The sequence below is a fragment of the Bacteroides sp. BFG-637 genome (genome assembly GCF_024793605.1).
GTDB lineage: Bacteria > Bacteroidota > Bacteroidia > Bacteroidales > Bacteroidaceae > Bacteroides > Bacteroides vicugnae.
The window spans coordinates 2,683,716-2,706,897 of sequence record NZ_JANUPD010000002.1; the positions used below are offsets into that span (position 1 = coordinate 2,683,716).

A 23,182-nucleotide genomic window follows, 5' to 3' on the forward strand; every position below is an offset into this window, starting at 1 on the left:
GCATGAAAGGGATATATAATAACATATTAGCAAGTTGTCTGATTGGTATCATTTTGTTTTCGGGCTGTTCGGTGACAAAACACCTGCCTGAAGGGGAGGTACTCTATACAGGAGGAAAAACGGTAGTAGAGAATAAGTCGGCAACACCGGTAGGAGAGACGGCTTTAACAGAGATTGATGCGGCTCTTGACAAAACTCCCAGTACAAAGATGTTGGGAGGCCTTCTGCCTATTCCTTTTAAGATGTGGATGTATAACGACTTTGTGAAATATAAAAAGGGATTTGGAAAGTGGATGTTCAACCGCCTGGCTGCCAACCCTCCGGTATTTATTTCCACTGTCAATCCGGAAGTGCGTATCAAGGTGGCTACTAACTTGCTCCGTGATTATGGCTATTTTAATGGGAAAGTGACTTATGAAACCTTGGTGGATAAGAAAGACAGCCTGAAAGCAAGCATTCTTTATACGGTTGACATGAAGAACCCTTATTTTATTGATACGGTCTATTATCAGCGTTTCACACCCCAGACTTTACGTATTATGGAACGGGGGCGCCGGATGTCCTATATAAATCCCGGTGAGCAGTTTAACGTGGTCGATCTGGATGAAGAACGTACCCGTATCAGTACGCTGTTACGTAACCGGGGATATTTTTATTTCCGTCCCGACTATATGACTTATCAGGCAGATACAACTTTAGTGCCCGGAGGACACATCAGTCTTCGTCTGATTCCTGTGTCGGGATTGCCTGCTGCTGCGCAGCGTCCTTACTATGTAGGAGATGCTTCTGTCTATTTATTTGGGAAAAATGGAGAAATGCCGAATGATAGCATGATGTACAAGAATCTGAATATTCATTTCTATAAGAAATTGCAGGTTCGTCCGAATATGCTTTATCGGTGGTTGAACTATCAGCAATTTGTACGGAATACACAGATGCGTGCTTCCAACCGCACCCGGCTTTATAATCAGTATCGGCAGGAACAGATTCAGGAGAAGCTCAGTCAGCTGGGAATTTTCAGTTACTTGGATCTGCAATATGCTCCTAAAGATACAACAGCCGTTTGCGATACGTTGCAGGTGACGATGCAAGCTACTTTTGCCAAGCCGCTGGATGCCGAGCTGGAATTGAATGTCGTAACCAAAAGTAACGACCAGACCGGTCCGGGAGCCTCATTCGGCGTCACCCGGAACAATGTGTTCGGAGGTGGAGAAAGCTGGAATGTAAAGCTGAAAGGTTCTTATGAGTGGCAAACCGGCGGAGGAGAGAAGAGTTCTCTGATGAATAGCTGGGAGATGGGAGTTTCTACTTCTTTGACTTTCCCACGGGTGGTTTTCCCGCATTTGGGAAAACGGGAGTTCGACTTTCCGGCAACAACGACTTTCCGCCTGTACGTCGACCAGTTGAACCGCGCCAGATATTACAAACTGCTATCCTTCGGTGGAAATGCTACCTACGATTTCCAGCCGACACGTACAAGCCGACATAGTATTACCCCTTTCAAGTTGACATTCAATGTCCTGCAACATCAATCGGACGAATTTATCGCAATAGCCGAAGCTAATCCGGCCTTATATATCAGTTTGAAAGACCAGTTTATTCCTGCCATGGAATATACTTATACGTATGATAACGCTTCCGCACGCGGTATAAAGAATCCGATTTGGTGGCAGTCCACCATTACTTCTGCCGGAAACTTGACCTCCTTGATTTACCGTGCTTTCGGTCAGCCTTTCAACAAAGAAGATAAGCGTTTGCTCAACGTACCTTTCGCACAGTTTGTAAAGCTGAATACGGAGTTCCGCCATTTATGGAATATGGACAAGAATAATAAGATTGCCTCCCGTGTGGCCTTGGGTGCTCTCTTCTCTTACGGTAATGCAACGATAGCCCCTTACAGCGAACAATTCTATGTAGGCGGTGCCAACAGTATTCGTGCCTTCACGGTGCGTAGCATCGGACCGGGTGGTTACCATCCGTCGGAAAGCCGCTATTCCTACCTCGATCAGACGGGTACTTTCCGTTTCGAGGCAAATGTAGAATATCGTTTCCGTATCTTTAAGAGTATCTGGGGAGCTACTTTCCTGGATGCCGGAAATGTCTGGTTGATGCGTAAAGATGAGGCTCGTCCGGACTCACAGCTCGAACTGAAAACTTTCCCTAAACAAATCGCCTTGGGTACTGGTGTCGGTATTCGGTATGATATGGATATTCTGGTGTTCCGTCTCGACTTCGGTATACCTTTGCATTTGCCTTACGATACCGAAAGAAGCGGATATTACAATGTCACAGGAAGCTTTATGAAGAATCTGGGAATACATTTTGCTATCGGTTATCCCTTCTAATGAATGATTTTTGTACGATTTTGGTAAATAATGATTGATATTTGTCCTGTTGGATTCAACTATTTTTGTAATTTTGCAACGAAATCTGATGCCGTTGACATCACTAACCTTTTAATATTACACAATTTATGAAACCAACTTTATTCTTATTGGCAGCCGGTATGGGTAGCCGTTATGGAGGCTTGAAGCAATTAGACGGACTGGGTCCTAATGGCGAAACTATTATGGATTACTCTATCTATGATGCTATCAATGCCGGATTTGGTAAGCTTGTATTTGTAATCCGCAAAGATTTTGAGCAAGATTTCCGTGATAAAATTATTTCCAAATACGAAGGTCACATCCCTTGCGAACTGGTATTTCAGTCTATCAACGATCTTCCGGAAGGCTTTACTTGTCCGGCAGACCGTACAAAACCATGGGGTACAAACCATGCAGTAATGATGGGTGCTGATGTGATTAAAGAACCGTTTGCAGTAATCAACTGCGATGACTTTTATGGTCGCGATTCTTTCCAGGTAATGGGTAAATTCCTTTCAGCTCTTCCTGAAAATTCAGAGAACGTTTATTCAATGGTAGGTTTCCGTGTAGGAAATACCTTGAGCGAAAGCGGTACGGTATCTCGTGGTATCTGTAGCACAGATGCTAAAGGATTGTTGACATCTGTAGTAGAACGTACGAAGATTCAACGTCTTGACGGTGAAGTGAAATATATCGGTGATGATGGCGAATGGACTGCTACTCCTGACACGACTCCGGTAAGTATGAACTTCTGGGGCTTCACTCCTGATTACTTCGCTTACAGCCAGGAATTTTTCAAGACTTTCCTTAGCGATCCGAAGAACATGGAAAACCTGAAGAGCGAATTCTTCATCCCATTGATGGTGGATAAATTGATTAATGACGGAACTGCTACTGTTGAAGTATTGGATACTACCAGCAAATGGTTTGGTGTTACTTATCCGGAAGATCGTCAGAGCGTAGTAGACAAGATTCAGGCATTGGTAGATGCCGGCGAATATCCTGCTAAGTTGTTCTAAAGAAGATACATAGGTAAAGATAGAGGGCAGTCATTCAATCAGAATGACTGCTTTTTTGTTTTTCATAACGTATAATACTAAGCTGTATCTAATAAATATTCAGTATCTTTGCAGTCCAAAATGTTATAAATCAGAAGCAGAAGTGATTTCAGTAGAAGGATTATCAGTAGAATTTAATGCGACGCCGCTTTTTGAGGACGTCAGCTATGTAATTAATAAGAAAGATCGCATTGCGTTGGTCGGCAAGAATGGTGCCGGCAAATCAACCATGCTGAAAATATTAGCCGGCTTGCAGTCGCCGACACATGGCATTGTAGCCACTCCGAAAGATGTAACCATCGGATATTTGCCACAGGTCATGATTCTCTCCGACAACCGGACGGTGATGGGAGAGGCGGAACTGGCATTCGAACATATTTTTGAACTTCAGGCAAGGTTGGAACGGATGAATCAGGAATTAGCCGAACGGACAGACTATGATTCGGAAGAATACCATCAGTTGATAGACCGTTTCACGCATGAAAATGACCGCTTCCTGATGATGGGTGGTACAAACTATCAGGCGGAAATCGAACGGACTCTGCTCGGACTGGGATTCAGCCGGGAGGACTTCGAACGTTCTACTTCGGAATTCTCCGGCGGATGGCGTATGCGTATCGAATTGGCGAAGTTGCTTTTGCGTCGCCCGGACGTACTCTTGCTCGATGAACCGACCAATCACCTCGATATTGAAAGTATCCAATGGCTGGAAAACTTTCTGGCTACACGTGCCAATGCAGTTGTATTGGTCAGCCACGACCGTGCTTTCCTCAATAATGTAACGACCCGTACCATTGAAATCACTTGTGGCCAGATCTATGACTACAAAGTGAAATATGATGAATTTGTAGTCTTGCGTAAAGAACGTCGCGAACAACAGCTTCGTGCATACGAAAACCAGCAGAAACAGATACAGGATACGGAAGACTTCATCGAACGCTTCCGCTATAAAGCTACCAAAGCCGTACAGGTGCAGAGCCGTATCAAACAGCTGGATAAAATAGACCGCATTGAAATAGATGAAGAAGATAACTCCTCGCTTCGTTTGAAGTTTCCTCCTGCCAGCCGTAGCGGAAACTATCCTGTGATTTGCGAAGATGTACGCAAAGCGTATGGCAGCCATGTTGTTTTCCATGATGTAAACCTCACTATCAACCGGGGAGAGAAAGTAGCTTTCGTCGGTAAGAATGGAGAGGGTAAATCTACATTGGTAAAGTGTATCATGGGAGAGATTGACTTTGATGGTAAGCTCACCATCGGTCATAATGTACAAATCGGCTATTTTGCGCAGAATCAGGCGCAAATGCTGGATGAGAACCTGACTGTATTCGATACGATCGACCGGGTAGCTACAGGCGATATCCGTCTGAAAATACGTGATATACTGGGAGCTTTCATGTTTGGAGGCGAAGCCTCGGACAAAAAAGTGAAAGTCCTCTCCGGTGGAGAACGTACCCGATTGGCAATGATTAAACTTCTTCTGGAACCCGTCAACTTCCTGATTCTGGACGAACCGACCAATCATTTGGATATGCGTTCGAAAGACGTATTGAAAGAAGCGATCCGCGAATTTGACGGAACCGTAGTTCTTGTCAGCCACGACCGTGATTTTTTGGATGGACTTGCGACTAAAGTATATGAGTTCGGTGGCGGACTGGTAAAAGAACACCTCGGCGGTATCTATGAATTTCTGCAAAAGAAAAAGATAGATAGCTTGAACGAACTTCAGAAAGGGACAGGCTTATCCACTTCTCCTACGGCATCTGCCAAAGGAAATAATGAACAGGAAGCCGCACAACCTTCGGAAAACAAACTCTCTTATGAAGCTCAAAAAGAACTGAATAAGAAAGTGAAGAAACTCGAGCGCCAAGTTGCGGATTGCGAAACCTCGATCGAAGAAACCGAATCGGCCATAGCCATTATAGAAGTGAAAATGGCCACTCCCGAAGGAGCTTCGGATATGAAACTGTATGAGCAGCATCAGAAACTGAAACAGCAGTTGGATACTATTGTTGAAGAGTGGGAGCGAGTTTCGATGGAACTGGAAGAAGTGAAAGAAGTGAAAGGCTAGAACTACCTTTCCAATAGCATGATAATTCTATAACATATTATATGAGTATGAAAGTAACCAAGTATTTACCAATTCTTGCCGTATGCCTTATGACAACAGGATGTAACAGTAAGAAAGAGGCCGTACTGACGTCCGGTATCGACCTTGCTAATCTGGATACCACGGCTGTGCCGGGTACAAGTTTTTATCAATATGCCTGTGGAGGTTGGGTGAAAGATCATCCGCTGACAGACGAGTATTCACGTTTCGGTACATTCGATATGTTGCGCGAAAACAGCCGTGAGCAACTGAAAGCGTTGATTGCCGAATTGGCTGCAAAGAAAGATAACGCACCGGGCAGTGCTGCCCAGAAAGTAGGCGATCTTTATAATATCGCAATGGATAGCGTGAAACTGAATCAGGAAGGTGTAGCTCCGATCAAAGCGGAACTGGCAGCCATTGACGCTCTCAAGGATAAAGGAGAAATCTATGCATATATCGCCGAAAGCCAGAAGAAAGGCATCCGTCCTTACTTTACCATGTTCGTAAGTGCAGACGATATGAACAGTTCCATGAATATCGTACAAACCTATCAGGGAGGTATCGGAATGGGACAACGTGACTATTATCTGGAAGATGACGAGCAGACTAAAAATATCCGTAACAAATATCAGGAACACATCGCCAAGATGTTCCAGTTGGCAGGTTATGATGAAGCTACTGCACAGAAAGCGGTAAAAGCAGTGATGAACATTGAAACCCGTCTGGCGAAAGCAGCTCGTTCACAAGTGGAATTGCGTGATCCTCATGCTAATTATAACAAGATGGACATGGCAACGTTGAAAAAGAACTTCCCGACTTTCGACTGGGATACTTATTTCACCGTTTCCGGTTTGAAAGATCTGAAGGAAGTGAACATCGGTCAGCCTGCTGCCATGAAGGAAGTAGCCGATGTGATTAACACCGTATCGCTGGACGATCAAAAACTGTATCTCCAATGGGGATTGATAGATGCTGCCGCTTCTTATTTAAGCGATGATTTTGAAGCACAGAATTTCGATTTCTACAGCAGAACAATGTCCGGCAAGAAAGAAATGCAACCTCGTTGGAAACGTTCTGTGAGCACCGTAGACGGTGTGCTTGGCGAAGTGGTAGGACAAATGTACGTGGAAAAGTACTTCCCTGCTGCTGCTAAAGAACGCATGGTTACACTGGTGAAGAACCTGCAAACTTCTTTGGGTGAACGCATCAAAGGTTTGGAATGGATGAGCGAACCGACCAAAGAAAAAGCGTTGGAGAAACTGGCTACCTTCCATGTAAAAATCGGTTATCCTGATAAATGGAAAGATTACTCTGCACTGGAGATCAAAAATGATTCTTACTGGGCAAATATTGAACGTGCGAACCAATGGGATTACAACGAAATGATTGCTAAAGCCGGCAAACCGGTAGACAAGGATGAATGGTTGATGACTCCCCAGACTGTGAACGCTTATTATAACCCGACTACCAATGAAATCTGCTTCCCGGCAGCCATCCTGCAACCTCCGTTCTTCGATATGAATGCGGACGATGCTATGAACTACGGTGCAATTGGCGTGGTCATCGGCCATGAGATGACTCATGGATTTGACGATCAGGGACGTCAATATGACAAAGACGGAAACCTGAAAGACTGGTGGACGGAAGAAGATGCTAAAAAGTTCGAAGAACGTGCCCAAGTAATGGTGAACTTCTTTGACAGCATTGAAGTGGCTCCGGGCGTACACGGAAACGGTAGCCTGACATTGGGAGAGAACATCGCCGACCACGGAGGTTTGCAGGTTTCTTTCCAGGCTTTCAAGAAAGCAACAGAAGCTGCACCATTGGGAATTGTTGACGGATTTACTCCGGAACAACGTTTCTTTCTTGCTTATGCTAATGTGTGGGCAGGAAATATCCGTCCTGAAGAAATTCTCCGGTTAACTAAACTCGATCCTCACTCATTAGGAAAATGGCGTGTGGACGGTGCTCTTCCTCATATCGAAAATTGGTATGAAGCATTCAAAATTACCGAGCAGGATCCGATGTTTGTACCTAAGGATAAACGAGTGTCTATCTGGTAATAGATTTTGAATAGAGAACACATCTGCGAAGAGGCGTTGATTTTCCATTGAGGAGGGTCAACGCTTTTTTTTATTAATTCACACCTTATTTATTACGTACGATAAACAATATTTCGTAACTTTGCACACCAAATACTTAATAAGCAATTCAATGTCAGAGTCTAAAAAAATAAAAACTGCATTGGTATCTGTATACCATAAAGAAGGTTTGGACGAAATTATTACCAAACTTCATGAAGAGGGAGTAGAGTTTTTGTCGACAGGCGGAACTCGTCAGTTTATTGAATCATTGGGATATCCTTGCAAGGCAGTGGAAGATTTGACCACTTATCCTTCTATTCTCGGTGGTAGAGTAAAGACATTACATCCGAAAATATTCGGAGGTATCCTTTGCCGTCGCGGCTTGGAGCAGGATATGCAACAGATTGAGAAGTATGAAATCCCCGAGATAGATCTGGTGATTGTTGATTTGTATCCGTTTGAAGCTACGGTAGCTTCCGGTGCATCTGAAGCAGATATTATTGAAAAAATCGATATAGGCGGAATCTCTCTGATTCGTGCCGCAGCCAAGAACTACAACGATGTAATCATTGTGGCTTCTCAAGCTCAATACAAACCATTGCTGGATATGTTGATGGAGCACGGTGCTACTTCTTCACTCGAAGAACGCCGTTGGATGGCAAAAGAAGCATTTGCCGTTTCTTCTCATTACGATTCGGCTATTTTCAACTATTTCGATGCCGGCGAAGGCTCTGCTTTCCGTTGCTCGGTAAATAGCCAGAAGCAACTTCGTTACGGTGAGAACCCACATCAGAAAGGTTATTTCTACGGAAATCTGGAAGCGATGTTCGACCAGATTCACGGAAAAGAAATCTCTTATAACAATCTTCTCGATATCAATGCTGCCGTTGACCTGATTGACGAATTCGACGACCTCACTTTCGCTATCCTGAAACATAACAATGCTTGTGGGCTGGCTTCCCGCACTACTGTTCTGGATGCTTGGAAAGACGCATTGGCCGGTGATCCGGTTTCTGCTTTCGGAGGTGTATTGATTACGAATGGCGTCATTGACAAAGAAGCAGCGGAAGAAATCAACAAGATTTTCTTCGAAGTGATTATCGCACCGGATTATGATGTGGATGCACTCGAAATCCTGGGACAAAAAAGAACCGCATCATCCTCGTTCGTAAAGAAGCCAAATTGCCTAAAAAGCAATTCCGTGCTTTACTGAATGGCGTATTGGTGCAGGATAAAGATACTAATATTGAAACGGTAGCTGACCTGAAAACCGTGACAGACAAAGCTCCTACTCCGGAAGAAGTAGAAGATATGTTGTTTGCCAATAAAATTGTAAAGAACAGCAAGTCTAATGCCATCGTATTGGCAAAAGATAAGCAACTTCTTGCAAGCGGTGTAGGACAGACTTCGCGTGTAGACGCATTGAAGCAAGCAATTGAAAAGGCCAAATCATTCGGTTTTGATCTGAATGGTGCAGTGATGGCTTCCGATGCTTTCTTCCCGTTCCCCGACTGTGTGGAAATTGCAGATAAAGAAGGTATTACGGCTGTTATCCAACCGGGAGGTTCGGTAAAAGACGATTTATCCTTTGCTTATTGCAATGAGCATGGTATGGCGATGGTGACTACCGGTATCCGTCATTTTAAACACTAAAAAAATAAGTATTAAGTTTTTAGTGTTAACTTGCACTGCACAGTTATAATACTTAAACTTAATACTCCACTTTAATAAATTATTCAAGAATGGGATTATTTTCTTTTACACAAGAGATCGCAATGGACTTGGGCACAGCCAATACCATTATCATCACGAATGGGAAAATCGTGGTGGATGAGCCGTCAGTCGTTGCTTTGGATCGCCGTACAGAAAAGATGATTGCCGTGGGGGAAAAGGCGAAGTTGATGCATGAAAAAACCCACGAAAACATACGTACTATCCGTCCGTTGAGAGATGGAGTGATTGCCGACTTTTATGCTTGCGAGCAGATGATGCGCGGTTTGATAAAGCAGGTGAATACTCGCAACCATTTGTTTTCACCTTCTCTTCGCATGGTGATTGGCGTTCCTTCGGGAAGTACGGAAGTCGAACTCCGTGCTGTTCGCGACTCTGCGGAACATGCCGGTGGCCGTGATGTCTATTTGATTTTTGAACCGATGGCTGCGGCAATCGGTATCGGCATCGACGTAGAAGCTCCGGAAGGAAACATGATTGTCGATATAGGTGGTGGTTCTACGGAAATTGCCGTTATCTCTTTGGGAGGTATCGTTTCCAACAACTCCATTCGTACTGCCGGTGATGACCTGACAGAAGATATTCGCGAATACATGAGCCGTCAGCACAATGTGAAAGTCAGCGAGCGTATGGCAGAACGTATCAAGATCAATGTGGGTGCTGCTTTAACCGAACTGGGTGAAGATGCTCCGGAAGATTATATCGTTCATGGTCCGAACCGTATCACAGCTCTTCCAATGGAAGTGCCTGTATGCTATCAGGAAGTAGCTCACTGTCTGGAGAAATCTATTTCAAAGATTGAAACTGCTATCTTGAGTGCATTGGAAAATACGCCTCCTGAACTGTATGCTGATATTGTGCACAATGGTATCTATCTCTCCGGAGGTGGTGCATTGCTTCGTGGACTGGATAAGCGTTTGACCGACAAGATCAACATTCCTTTCCATATTGCGGAAGATCCTTTGCACGCAGTCGCCAAAGGTACAGGTGTGGCATTAAAGAACGTAGACCGTTTCTCTTTCTTAATGAGATAAACCGGGAATGAGGAATTTATTAAACTTCCTTCTGAAATACAATTACTGGTTCCTCTTCATCGTATTGGAGGTAGCCAGTTTTGTTTTGTTATTTCGGTTCAACCGTTATCAGCAGAGTGCATTCTTCACTTCTGCCAATACGGTTGTGGGGGCAGTTTATGAAGTTTCGGGAGGAGTTTCCTCTTATTTTCATCTGAAATCGGTCAATGAAGACCTGATGGACCGGAACATGGTGCTCGAACAACAGATTACTAATCTGGAGAAAGCATTGAGAGAGCGTCAGCTTGATTCTCTGACTATCAAAAGTATTCGGCAGGTGTCGCAAACGGATTATGAGCTGTTCAAGGCTCATGTGATAAAGAACAGCTTGAATCTCGTTGATAATTATATCACACTTGATAAAGGCTCTTCTTCCGGCATTCGCTCCGAAATGGGAGTCGTGGACGGTAATGGAATTGTAGGGATTGTTTATGAAACATCCCCTTCTTATTCGGTGGTGATTTCGGTACTGAACAGCAAGTCGAATATCAGTTGTAAGATTGTCGGTAGCGATTACTTCGGCTACCTGAAGTGGGAACATGGAGATTCGCGCTATGCTTATCTGAAAGACCTGCCTCGTCATGCAGAGTTTAATTTGGGAGATACGGTCGTCACCAGCGGTTTCTCGACTGTCTTTCCGGAAGGTGTCATGGTGGGAACGGTGGATGATATGTCCGATTCTAATGACGGACTTTCCTATCTGTTGAAGATTAAGCTGGCTACTGATTTCGGTAAGTTGAGTGATGTTCGCGTGATAGCCCGGACGGGACAGGAAGAACAGAAGAAACTTGAAAACAAGGTGACGCAAGAATGATAATTACTTATATACATAGAATCGGATGGTTTATCGGCTTGGTGCTTCTTCAGGTACTGATTCTGAATAATGTGCATATTGCCGGATACGCAACTCCTTTTCTCTATATCTACTTTATTCTGAAGTTCAGCTCCGGCACTTCCCGCAATGAACTGATGCTGTGGGCTTTCTTCTTCGGACTGACCATTGATATTTTTTCCGATACTCCGGGAATGAATGCAGCGGCTGCCGTGTTGCTTGCTTTTCTCCGGCCCTCTTTGCTTCGTCTGTTCATGCCCCGTGATAATCCGGACAGCCTCATTCCCTCTTTCAAGACGATGGGAATCAGTCCTTTTCTAAAATATACTACTGCAAGTGTTTTTGTGCACAGTCTGGCATTACTCTCCATCGAGTTCTTCTCATTCACCAGCATTTGGCTGTTATTGTTGCGAGTGCTCCTTTGCACTGTTCTGACTGTAACCTGTATCATAGCTATAGAAGGGATTAAGAGGTAACGATGGCAAAAGATTATATCTTAGAGAAGCGCAAATTTGTAATCGGAGGTATTGCTCTCTCCATTGTTCTGATTTATCTGATACGTCTTTTTGTATTGCAGATCATGACTGATGACTACAAAAAGAATGCTGACAGTAACGCTTTTCTGAATAAAATTCAGTATCCTTCACGCGGTGCTATTTACGACCGGACCGGCAAATTGCTGGTATTCAACCAGCCGGCCTATGACATAACAATTGTGCCGAAGGAAGTCGAGAATCTCGATACCCTCGATTTATGCCAATCGCTGAATATCACCCGTTCGCAGTTCCTGAAAATTATGAGCGACATGAAAGACCGTCGCCGTAATCCGGGATATTCCCGCTATACCAACCAGTTGTTTATGTCGCAACTTTCGGCAGAGGAATGTGGTGTCTTTCAGGAAAAACTATTTAAGTTCCGTGGCTTTTATATTCAACGGCGTACCATTCGCCAGTATACCTACAACGCTGCCGCTCATGCTTTAGGAGATATTGGAGAAGTCTCCGCAAAAGAAATGGAGGCTGATGAAGAAGGATACTACATTCGTGGTGACTATGTCGGCAAACTGGGAGTTGAAAAATCGTATGAAAAATATCTTCGTGGCGAGAAAGGAATTGAAATTCTGCTTCGTGATGCACATGGCCGTATCCAGGGGCATTATATGGATGGCGAATATGACCGTCCTTCCGTTCCCGGTAAGAATCTGACATTGAGCCTGGATATTGACTTGCAGATGCTGGGCGAGCGTTTATTAAAGAATAAAATCGGAAGTGTTGTAGCTATCGAACCGGAAACCGGGGAAATCCTTTGTCTGGTATCCTCTCCCAATTACGATCCGCACTTGATGATTGGCCGTCAGCGTGGAAAGAATCATCTGGCTTTGCAACGTGATATGACGAAACCACTTCTGAATCGTGCCTTGATGGGAGTGTATCCTCCGGGATCTACTTTTAAAACAGCGCAGGGACTGACCTTCTTGCAAGAAGGAATTATTACCGAACAAAGTCCGGCATTCCCTTGCTCGCATGGATTCCATTACGGAAGATTGACAGTAGGTTGCCACGCTCATGGTTCTCCCTTGCCTCTGATTCCTGCCATTGCCACTTCGTGCAACTCCTATTTCTGTTGGGGACTGTTTCGTATGTTCGGCGATCGTAAATACGGTTCACCGCAAAATGCCATAACGGTCTGGAAAGATCACATGGTTTCGCAGGGATTCGGCTACAAACTGGGAGTCGATTTGCCGGGAGAAAAACGTGGTTTGATTCCGAATGCACAGTTCTACGATAAAGCTTATCGCGGACATTGGAACGGATTAACCGTAATCAGTATCTCTATCGGACAGGGAGAAATTCTGTCCACTCCTCTTCAGATTGCTAACTTGGGGGCGACGATTGCCAACAGAGGATATTTCGTGACACCGCATATTGTAAAGGAAATCCAGGATAACCAGTTGGATAGCATCTATCGCGTACCGCGTTATACCACTATTGAGAAGAGGCATTATGAATCAGTAGTAGAAGGGATGCGTGGCGCAGCCACCGGTGGTACCTGCCGTATGCTGTCCGTAATGGTTCCGGGGTTGGAGGCCTGTGGTAAAACAGGTACTGCACAGAATCGTGGGCACGACCACTCGGTATTTATGGGTTTTGCACCTATGAATAAACCCAAGATAGCTATTGCCGTCTATGTGGAGAACGGTGGTTGGGGAGCTACTTATGGAGTGCCTGTTGGTGCGTTGATGATGGAACAATATATAAACGGGAAGTTATCACCGGAAAATGAATTAAGAGCGGAAGAAATTAGTAACAGAGTGATATTGTATGGTAACGAGGAACGATAGTTTGTGGAAATCACTGGACTGGGTAACGATTTTTATTTACCTGCTCCTGATTGTTGGTGGATGGTTCAGCGTTTGCGGAGCCAGTTACGACTATGGTGAACGTGATTTTCTGGATTTTTCGACCCGTGCCGGTAAACAGTTTGTGTGGATTATCTGTTCCTTCGGGCTCGGATTTGTGTTGTTGATGCTGGAAGACCGTATGTATGATATGTTCGCGTACATTATATATGTAGGAATGATTCTCTTGCTCATCGTTACCATCTTCATAGCGCCGGACACAAAGGGTTCACGCTCTTGGCTGGTGATGGGGCCGGTTAGCTTGCAACCTGCCGAATTTGCCAAGTTTGCCACAGCCTTGGCTTTGGCCAAATACATGAACTCTTATTCATTCAGCATCAAAAAAGAAAAGTGTGCCTTTATCTTGGGATTTATCATTCTGCTTCCGATGTTATTGATTATCGGTCAGCGGGAGACGGGTTCCGCATTGGTTTATCTCGCCTTTTTTCTGGTTCTTTATCGTGAAGGAATGCCGGGGGTAGTGCTCTTTGCAGGCGTATGCGCGGTAATCTACTTTGTGGTCGGCATCCGTTTTGATGAAGTATTTATTGCCGATACTCCTACGCCGCTGGGAGAATTTATCGTATTGCTGTTGATTCTATTATTTGCCGGTGGCATGGTATGGGTATATCGCAAGAAATGGGCTGCTACCCGCAATATCATTGGTGGAAGTTTGATCATATTGCTGATTACCTATTTAATATCGGAATATTGGGTGCACTTTAGTCTGGTTTGGGTGCAATGGGGGCTTTGTGCTGTAATGATAGGCTATCTGATTTATCTGGCATTAAGTGAGCGGCAACGTACTTATTTCCTGATTGCTCTGTTTGCAATCGGTTCTGTCGGGTTCCTGTATTCTAGTAATTATGTATTTGACAATGTGCTGGAACCCCATCAGCAGGTCCGTATTAAAGTAGTGCTTGGTTTGGAAGAAGATTTGACCGGTGCCGGATATAATGTGAATCAATCTAAGATTGCCATCGGTTCCGGTGGATTAACAGGAAAAGGGTTCCTGAATGGTACGCAAACGAAGTTAAAGTATGTGCCTGAACAGGATACCGACTTTATCTTCTGTACAGTAGGTGAAGAGCAAGGTTTTGTTGGTTCGGCTGCTGTCCTGTTGGCATTCCTTATTTTGATTTTGCGATTAATCTTCTTGTCCGAACGGCAGACTTCGAATTTTGGCCGGGTTTATGGATATTCGGTCGTCAGTATTTTCCTTTTCCACTTGTTTATCAATGTCGGTATGGTGCTGGGCTTGACTCCGGTTATTGGTATTCCATTACCTTTCTTTAGTTATGGAGGCTCTTCTTTATGGGGATTTACGATATTGCTGTTTATTTTCCTGCGGATTGATGCAGGCCGTGGCAGAAGGCTTTAACTTTTACCTTTTACTGTTTTTCAATGCGGATGCCTATATCGCTCAATCCTTGTAGTTTTTCATCTTTCATTCCGTTTATCACTTTGATAGTATAGTTGCCGGAATGCAAGGGGAGGAGAGATTTAAAAAAAGTTTCCGATTGGTAAATGCTTCCCCATCCATGTCCAGTCCATTTCCCTTCAGAATCAGCCAAGCTGAAAGCGATTGTGTCAGTGCGCCATACCGTAGAATCCTGTAGATTCTGACTGATAAATAAGTGGAGGTCATGATAAGGATACTCTATTCTGTTGCGGACTTCTGCAAAAAGCCGGAGGGTAGTGGGAATACTGTCGGTTATGGATATTTGAAAAGAGAGTGTATCACTCTTTTCCCATCCCTCGTCAGGGAGGGATTGATAGGAGTGATACACCGTATTATCATTGCAGGCTGTCAGTAAACAAGCACTGAATAGAATAAATAAACTATTCTTGAGTAGACCTTTCATTATTTGGCAGTTTCTCCTGATTCTGATTTCTTTCCGGTTTGGAAGGACGCTCCAGATTAGGACGTCGTTCTTGACGTTCCTGTCCTTGCTGCTCCCGTTGGCGGTCTTGTTGTTGTGGGCGTTCCTGACCTTGCGGACGTTCTTGACTGGGGCGCTCTTGTCCTTGTGGGCGTTCTTGGTTCTGTCCCCTTTCCGGACGTCTGTTTTCGTTATTCCGTCCCTGGTTCTGTCCTCTGTTCCGGTTGTTATTGTTATTTCTCGGTCGATTGTCCCTTTCCCCTCTGTTGCCGTTTTCTGACGGCTGCGGGCGGTTTTCATTCTCCCGTTGAGGTTGTTGCGGACGATTTCCACCTTCCGTTTGTTGTTGCGGGCGGTTACCGTTATTATTGTTATTGTTTCCTTTCTTCTTCTTTTTATTGTTTCGGTTAGCGTTATTGCCGCCATCTTTATTATTCCGGCTACGGTCAAAGCGGGTAACGCTTTCCTGTTCCAGCAAGTCAACCGGTTTCTTCGGTTCCGGTTTCTTTTCTTCTTCGATCAAGCTGTCCGGTTTCATCCCTTTTTTATTCATGGAGATGACTTCAAAAGCACGTTTGCCGCTGATTGTAACCAGATTGGCGGGGAAGTTCTTATCCGTAGAGTAAGAAACCTGATTGCTTAGAATATCTGCTTTGAAGAAATAGAAAGTACCATCTTTCGTTTCCAACTCTATCTCTCTCGAAGGAAGTCGTTTTTGCGCTTCTACATAACAGTCTACTTCATAGTTCAGGCAACATTTCAGTTTAGCACACTGTCCGGCAAGTTTTTGCGGATTTAGTGAGATGTCCTGAAAACGGGCGGCACTGGTAGACACAGAAACAAAACTTGTCATCCATGTGGCACAACACAGTTCGCGTCCGCATGGACCGATTCCGCCGATACGTCCGGCTTCCTGACGGGCACCGATTTGTTTCATCTCGATACGTACACGGAAAGCTTCGGCCAATACTTTGATTAACTGACGGAAGTCTACCCGTTCATCGGCGATGTAGTAGAAGATAGCCTTATTACCATCTCCCTGATACTCCACGTCACCGATTTTCATATCCAGATTGAGGTTCAATGCAATTTGGCGTGCGCGGATCATGGTAGCGTGTTCTTTGGCTTTGGCTTCGTTGAACTTCTCCATATCCACTGGTTTGGCTTTCCGGTAAACACGTTTGATTTCCGTATCTGCCTTGAAGTTTGCTTTCTTCATTTGCAGGGGAACAAGCCGGCCGGTTAATGTAACTACTCCGATGTCATGGCCCGGAGCAGCTTCTACGGCAACTATATCTCCTTTTTCCAGTTTGATCTTGTTGCTGTTCCGAAAATATCCCTTCCGGGTATTCTTGAATTGCACTTCTACCATGTCACTCTCCTCCGCATTGCCCGGTATGTCAGCCAGCCAGTCGTAGGTATTCAGTTTTTTATCTTGTCGGGAACATCCTTTGCAGCAAAGGCCACCGCTCCCATTATGAAGTTTATATTCCATAAGTTATATATTTATTATTGCTTCAACAGTACGATCATCTTCAGTGAGAAGTCGAAAAATACCATTTTAGCATTTACATTTTGTTCTATATGTAGTTGCGCTTCGCTTAATTCGTCCATGATACCCATCACATTACGTTCGTTGACAAAAGGTGCAAAGCGGGTTGCAAAATTCTGTTCGTTAATAGTCATATACGTCAGATCGCGCTGGTGCAGGTTGAAGATAAAGTTTTCGCGGATCATACGTTGGCAATATTCCAGAAAGTTTTTCTGGCGTTCGCGTCCCATGCTGGCCACCTGTTCACTCCACATCTTCATCTCCTTTATTTTCCGTTGATAGGATAAGCGCATCAGGTTGACAAAGAGCTCGAAGAATAACTGATTCTCCTCATTCAGATGAATCGTTTCGAGTGCCTTGACGAAATTTCCGTTTGCCAGATGGGCAATCGAGATGCTATCCGCAGGCTGAACATGATATTTACTCTGCAATACCCGGTCGATGCTGGCTTCGTCAATTTTTCGCACATTCATACGTTGAGTACGGCTCAAGATGGTAGGCAGGATCATGTCCGGAGCTTCGGAAACCAATAGGAAAAATCGTCTTTTCGGGTGGCTCCTCAAGCAGTTTCAGCAACTTATTGGCGCATACCGGGTGCATTTTCTCCGGCAACCATACAATCGTAATCTTGAATCCACCCTCACTGGATTTCAGACTGAGCTTCTTCAGGATCTCATCGCTCTCTTTGGCATAAATCAGCGCTTGAGAGTTCTCTGCGTCCATTTCACTTAACCAATGGTTGAGGTTGAAATAAGGATGGTTGATAACGAATGGCCGCCAATCGGCAATATAATCATCACACACTTCTTTCTTGCCTTTCGCACTTTTCACGATGGGGAATACGAAATGCACATCCGGATGTACCAGCTTATTGAATTTCACACAAGACGGACAGACACCGCAAGCATCTTCCTCGCCCCGATTGGTGCAACTGATGTAGCGTGCGTATGCGATAGCCAATGGCATTTTACCAACTCCCTCGGGACCGCAAATGAGTTGGGCATGTGGAATACGCCCCTCGTTCACTTCCTGAATGAGTCGTTGCTTGATTTCTTCTTGTCCGATTACGTCTTTGAAAAACATATCAATAAATGATTTTGGCTACTTCCTTGATACTGTCTACTGCTCCGATGGAGTAGAAATGGATGCTCGGAACCCCATGTCCCATCAACTCCTTGCATTGAGCCACGCACCATTCAACACCCACCTGTTCGGCTTCCGCGTCATTCTTGCATTTCAATGCTTCTTTCACCAGAGCTTCCGGCAAATCCACCTTGAATGTTTTGGGGACCATGCTTAGTTGGGAGATTTTCTTGAAAGGCTTGATTCCCGGAATGATAGGTATGTTGATACCTGCTGCCTTAGCCTGCTCCACAAAATCGAAATATTTCTTATTATCGTAGAATAATTGTGTTACAGCATACTCTGCACCAGCTTCTACCTTCTTTTTCAGCCAGTAAAGATCTGTCTCTATGTTAGGAGATTCTTCATGCTTTTCCGGATAACACGCCACGCCATACGAGAAAGGACTGGCGGTGACTTTCATTTCTGAACCGTCAACGAAGATTCCCTTATTGAAATTATTAATCTGCTCCTGCAATTCAATCGCATGATGATATCCGTCTCCTTCGGGAGTAAAGACCGATTCATGTTTAGCCTTGTCCCCACGAAGTACCAGCAAATCAGTGATATTCAGAAATTGCAAATCCAGCAATACATATTCGGTTTCCTCACGCGTGAAACCACTGCACAGGATATGAGGAACCACAGTAATATTATATTTATTCTGAATGGCTGCCGCTACGGCAACTGTTCCCGGACGTCTTCTCAGGCGGTTTCTCTGAAAGAGCCCGTTGCCGAGATCTTTGTAGACATATTCGCTGCGATGCGTGGTGATATTGATATATTTCGGATCAAATTCTCGAAGAGTGTCGATTGTCTGATAGAGCTTTTCGATTCCGGTTCCCTTCAAAGGAGGGAGAATCTCGAAAGAAAAAGCTGTACCTTTACTGTTATTTATTAAATCAATTACTTTCATTCCTTTTCGTTGATGTTGTTATCTACTTGGATTAAACATGCATATTGGGACAAAAATACGAAAAAAGAAAGATTTCTTCTTGATTTGTTTGAAAATAGTTTGGTTTTTATCGCACTATTACATAAAAGAGGGCATATCCTGTATTTCGGACGCACCCTCTCTCACCTAATCATTATTAAATTAGAATTTACTTTTCGAGAAATGATTTCTTCATTCTGGCAATGTCAGTCAGATAATCTTGTAAATCTTGTTCATGTTCTTCCTCTTCGGCAAGAATATGTTTGGCGATATCACAAGTGGTGAAATCTTTCCCGTTAGTAAAGTCGGCAATTTCCTGATAACGGAGAATGGCACAGCGTTCGGAAGCAACATTATCCTTCAGCAAACTGACTGAATCGAAGCCTTGCGGAGCATCATATTTGCATCTTGCCAGTTCGAACCATTGTTTCGGATCAAGTACCGGAACCCCTTCCAGCTCGATGATACGGTCGGCAAGCAACTGTGCATGTCTACGTTCTTCTTCGGCATGTTCCTCGAACTCACCTTGTACGTCGGCACGCATGGCGCCTTCCACTACTAATGCACCTACCCAATATTGGTAATATGCCAACCACTCTTCAGCCAATGCTGCGTTCAACTGTGAAATTAAACTTTCTACATCTAATTTACCTTGTAGGATTTTTACACTTTCTCTAGCCATAATTTTAAAGTTTAGGTTACTATGTTTAAATCGCTAATGTAACAGACGGAGGTTCTTTTTGTTTGAGTATCCCGGAGGTTTTAACAGAAAGAATGCATTGCATTGTGCAGCTCCTTCTTTTTTAATAGAACATGGATGCTTTTAATATTTGATTTCAACTAAATTTTTGTATCACTTTTACCCTCACACCCTCACACCTTCGCTCAATCCCTTTATTCATCGTGGTTACAACGTGTGAGGGTAAGTGCGGTAGTAGGGTGAGGGTAACTTTTTACCCTCACCCTGTCTCGTCCTGATTCTATCTTAAACAGTTTATAATAAGTGTCTTGTCTATTCGCTTTTATCCTATACTCTCCTATACAATAGACGTCAATGTCTTATATAATAGATGTTTATCCCTCGTGATTCTTCTGATAAGCCCTAATGTCTTTTAACAGCTCACTGCAGTGAACGAATTTGTTTACTATCGTTAGCTTATTTGTTTACATCTGATAGCTTATTTGTTCACTGCAGTGAGCCCTTGCCAACTACTAAGCAAATGAATATTGAACATAAGAAGAAAGCCTATGAAGTGGCATGTCTTATAAAGAAAGACACCTGTATGCTGAAATTAGGATAGTAATTTATTTATTGATTAGTAGGAGCGAATTATAAACAAAAGTAGAGTGATAACGGATAACTATTCTCACTTTTTTATGTGTTCTTGTCCTGTAGAAATCTATTTTTTAGTTTGTTTCTTTAAGAGTACTTCTCTTTTTACCTTCTCTTTGCGAATATCTTTTTGCTATTTGCTCTACACACGCGTATGTAATATAATAAGGTGTCCTTTCCTTCCTGTCTTCATATATATGCAACATATATGAAGAAAAATACATTCTACAACATCGTTATGATTCAGTAAGTTAGGATGAATACCCGAAAATAATTAGAAAAAATAGTCAGATATATTTGGATGTTATTGATAACTTGTCTACTTTTGCACCCGCTTTGCTAGAGAGACAGAGCCTAATGATTGACATTCTGCTATAAGATGAAGGCCACAGAAAATAAAAACAAAAAACTTTGAAAAAAGTTTGGAAGTTATCTGAAAAAGTCCTTATCTTTGCATCCGCTTTCGAAAAGAAAGCAGGCGCGGCGGAAGCCACGTTAGTTCTTTGAAATATTGATAAACAATACAAGTAGTACAAGTAAAAATAGAACCGTCAATACTTGTCTTATGAAGTAGCGATACAGTTAAGACTAATAGGTATTTGAATAAGGTCAATAAATTTACGGCGTCCTGAACAGAGCAAAAAGATCATCTTAACTGATGATAAAAAATACTTTTACAATGAAGAGTTTGATCCTGGCTCAGGATGAACGCTAGCTACAGGCTTAACACATGCAAGTCGAGGGGCAGCATTTCATTTTGCTTGCAAAGTGAAGATGGCGACCGGCGCACGGGTGAGTAACACGTATCCAACCTGCCGATAACTCGGGGATAGCCTTTCGAAAGAAAGATTAATATCCGATAGCATATCAATCCCGCATGAGATTGATATTAAAGAATTTCGGTTATCGATGGGGATGCGTTCCATTAGTTTGTTGGCGGGGTAACGGCCCACCAAGACTACGATGGATAGGGGTTCTGAGAGGAAGGTCCCCCACATTGGAACTGAGACACGGTCCAAACTCCTACGGGAGGCAGCAGTGAGGAATATTGGTCAATGGACGTAAGTCTGAACCAGCCAAGTAGCGTGAAGGATGACTGCCCTATGGGTTGTAAACTTCTTTTATATGGGAATAAAGTATTCCACGTGTGGAATTTTGTATGTACCATATGAATAAGGATCGGCTAACTCCGTGCCAGCAGCCGCGGTAATACGGAGGATCCGAGCGTTATCCGGATTTATTGGGTTTAAAGGGAGCGTAGGTGGATTGTTAAGTCAGTTGTGAAAGTTTGCGGCTCAACCGTAAAATTGCAGTTGAAACTGGCAGTCTTGAGTACAGTAGAGGTGGGCGGAATTCGTGGTGTAGCGGTGAAATGCTTAGATATCACGAAGAACTCCGATTGCGAAGGCAGCTCACTAGACTGTCACTGACACTGATGCTCGAAAGTGTGGGTATCAAACAGGATTAGATACCCTGGTAGTCCACACAGTAAACGATGAATACTCGCTGTTTGCGATATACAGTAAGCGGCCAAGCGAAAGCATTAAGTATTCCACCTGGGGAGTACGCCGGCAACGGTGAAACTCAAAGGAATTGACGGGGGCCCGCACAAGCGGAGGAACATGTGGTTTAATTCGATGATACGCGAGGAACCTTACCCGGGCTTAAATTGCATTTGAATATGTAGGAAACTATATAGCCGCAAGGCAAATGTGAAGGTGCTGCATGGTTGTCGTCAGCTCGTGCCGTGAGGTGTCGGCTTAAGTGCCATAACGAGCGCAACCCTTATCTTCAGTTACTAACAGGTCATGCTGAGGACTCTGGAGAGACTGCCGTCGTAAGATGTGAGGAAGGTGGGGATGACGTCAAATCAGCACGGCCCTTACGTCCGGGGCTACACACGTGTTACAATGGGGGGTACAGAAGGCAGCTACCTGGTGACAGGATGCTAATCCCAAAAACCTCTCTCAGTTCGGATCGAAGTCTGCAACCCGACTTCGTGAAGCTGGATTCGCTAGTAATCGCGCATCAGCCATGGCGCGGTGAATACGTTCCCGGGCCTTGTACACACCGCCCGTCAAGCCATGAAAGCCGGGGGGTACCTGAAGTACGTAACCGCAAGGAGCGTCCTAGGGTAAAACTGGTAATTGGGGCTAAGTCGTAACAAGGTAGCCGTACCGGAAGGTGCGGCTGGAACACCTCCTTTCTGGAGTGATGCCGTAAACGATGTAATTCTGCATGAATAATGTAAAATACAACATCGTAAAAAAAAGTGACTTTAAAGGTTCTGTTTTTGTACTACTGGTACTTGTTTATTTATAATATATAGATCAACCATCTATAGAAGTATAGATAGAGATAAACAAGAGAAAAAAGAAGCCGAGTCTAACATACAGGTAGACAAGGTTGAACTAGTCCTATAGCTCAGTTGGTTAGAGCGCTACACTGATAATGTAGAGGTCGGCAGTTCAACTCTGCCTGGGACTACCAAGCTCAAGAACGAGGAAATGACGCGTAAGCGGAATGCAGTAATTCTTGATAACCTCTTGGGGGATTAGCTCAGCTGGCTAGAGCATCTGCCTTGCACGCAGAGGGTCAACGGTTCGAATCCGTTATTCTCCACGATCTCTGAAAAGAGAAACGATCTTTGACATGATGTACAAAAAGTAAAATTTTAGTAAGAGCTAAAAGTATATATCAAACCGTACGTGTTCGAGTACGCAA

13 protein-coding genes, 2 tRNA genes, 1 rRNA gene and 2 pseudogenes are annotated in these 23,182 nt (G+C 44.0%); 13 read left to right on the top strand and 5 right to left on the bottom strand.

The window, feature by feature from the left end:
* Positions 1–2 precede the first annotated feature (2 nt).
* The 10 genes and pseudogenes from NXX38_RS10400 to rodA all read left to right on the top strand — a co-directional run bounded on the left by NXX38_RS10400 (position 3) and on the right by rodA (position 15,015).
* A complete protein-coding gene (locus tag NXX38_RS10400; RefSeq protein WP_148363876.1) occupies positions 3–2,345 on the top strand; it encodes a BamA/TamA family outer membrane protein in 2,343 nt (780 codons plus the stop codon).
* Between the two features lie 128 nt (positions 2,346–2,473).
* A complete protein-coding gene (locus NXX38_RS10405) occupies positions 2,474–3,385 on the top strand; it encodes a nucleotidyltransferase (RefSeq protein WP_074558949.1) in 912 nt (303 codons plus the stop codon).
* 142 nt (positions 3,386–3,527) lie between these two features.
* The gene (locus tag NXX38_RS10410; protein WP_258979422.1) at positions 3,528–5,495 is read left to right on the top strand and encodes an ABC-F family ATP-binding cassette domain-containing protein; all 1,968 of its coding nucleotides are present in this window, start codon (positions 3,528–3,530) and stop codon (positions 5,493–5,495) included.
* 47 nt (positions 5,496–5,542) lie between these two features.
* Positions 5,543–7,579: a M13 family metallopeptidase gene (locus NXX38_RS10415; protein WP_258981921.1), complete on the top strand. Its 2,037-nt coding sequence runs from the start codon at positions 5,543–5,545 to the stop codon at positions 7,577–7,579.
* A 151-nt stretch (positions 7,580–7,730) separates the two neighbouring features.
* Positions 7,731–9,253, top strand: a pseudogene (gene purH, locus NXX38_RS10420) (bifunctional phosphoribosylaminoimidazolecarboxamide formyltransferase/IMP cyclohydrolase).
* An 89-nt stretch (positions 9,254–9,342) separates the two neighbouring features.
* On the top strand, positions 9,343–10,365 hold the full coding sequence (locus NXX38_RS10425; protein WP_004304915.1) for a rod shape-determining protein: 1,023 nt from the start codon (positions 9,343–9,345) through the stop codon (positions 10,363–10,365).
* Between the two features lie 7 nt (positions 10,366–10,372).
* Positions 10,373–11,218, top strand: a complete 846-nt coding sequence (gene mreC, locus NXX38_RS10430; protein WP_122136129.1) for a rod shape-determining protein MreC — start codon at positions 10,373–10,375, stop codon at positions 11,216–11,218.
* Positions 11,215–11,712: a rod shape-determining protein MreD gene (mreD, locus tag NXX38_RS10435; RefSeq protein ID WP_195649246.1), complete on the top strand. Its 498-nt coding sequence runs from the start codon at positions 11,215–11,217 to the stop codon at positions 11,710–11,712. Before mreC ends, mreD begins: the two co-directional genes overlap by 4 nt.
* 2 nt (positions 11,713–11,714) lie before the next feature.
* A complete protein-coding gene (mrdA, locus tag NXX38_RS10440; protein ID WP_148363874.1) occupies positions 11,715–13,577 on the top strand; it encodes a penicillin-binding protein 2 in 1,863 nt (620 codons plus the stop codon).
* Complete coding sequence (rodA, locus tag NXX38_RS10445; RefSeq protein ID WP_148363873.1) at positions 13,558–15,015, top strand: rod shape-determining protein RodA; 1,458 nt, start codon at positions 13,558–13,560, stop codon at positions 15,013–15,015. The genes mrdA and rodA overlap by 20 nt, the downstream gene beginning before the upstream one ends.
* Before the next feature lie 10 nt (positions 15,016–15,025).
* On the opposite strand, the gene gldH is transcribed toward rodA, so the two are convergent.
* The 5 genes and pseudogenes from gldH to NXX38_RS10470 all read right to left on the bottom strand — a co-directional run bounded on the left by gldH (position 15,026) and on the right by NXX38_RS10470 (position 19,807).
* A complete protein-coding gene (gene gldH, locus NXX38_RS10450; protein ID WP_148363872.1) occupies positions 15,026–15,499 on the bottom strand; it encodes a gliding motility lipoprotein GldH in 474 nt (157 codons plus the stop codon).
* Positions 15,477–17,012, bottom strand: coding sequence for a regulatory iron-sulfur-containing complex subunit RicT (locus NXX38_RS10455; protein WP_148363871.1), 1,536 nt, complete (start codon positions 17,010–17,012; stop codon positions 15,477–15,479). Before NXX38_RS10455 ends, gldH begins: the two co-directional genes overlap by 23 nt.
* A gap of 14 nt (positions 17,013–17,026) precedes the next feature.
* Positions 17,027–18,152, bottom strand: a pseudogene (locus tag NXX38_RS10460) (ATP-binding protein).
* Position 18,153: 1 nt separating this feature from the next.
* Entirely contained in the window at positions 18,154–19,107 is a 954-nt protein-coding gene (gene metF, locus NXX38_RS10465) for a methylenetetrahydrofolate reductase [NAD(P)H] (RefSeq protein WP_258979423.1), read from the bottom strand.
* 187 nt (positions 19,108–19,294) lie between these two features.
* On the bottom strand, positions 19,295–19,807 hold the full coding sequence (locus NXX38_RS10470) for a ferritin-like domain-containing protein (RefSeq protein ID WP_004299950.1): 513 nt from the start codon (positions 19,805–19,807) through the stop codon (positions 19,295–19,297).
* A gap of 1,327 nt (positions 19,808–21,134) precedes the next feature.
* On the opposite strand from NXX38_RS10470, the gene NXX38_RS10475 reads away from it, so the two are divergent.
* The 3 genes from NXX38_RS10475 to NXX38_RS10485 all read left to right on the top strand — a co-directional run bounded on the left by NXX38_RS10475 (position 21,135) and on the right by NXX38_RS10485 (position 23,080).
* Positions 21,135–22,664 (top strand): 16S ribosomal RNA (locus tag NXX38_RS10475).
* 207 nt (positions 22,665–22,871) lie between these two features.
* Positions 22,872–22,948 (top strand) — tRNA-Ile (locus tag NXX38_RS10480).
* A gap of 58 nt (positions 22,949–23,006) precedes the next feature.
* Positions 23,007–23,080 (top strand) — tRNA-Ala (locus NXX38_RS10485).
* Positions 23,081–23,182 lie beyond the last annotated feature (102 nt).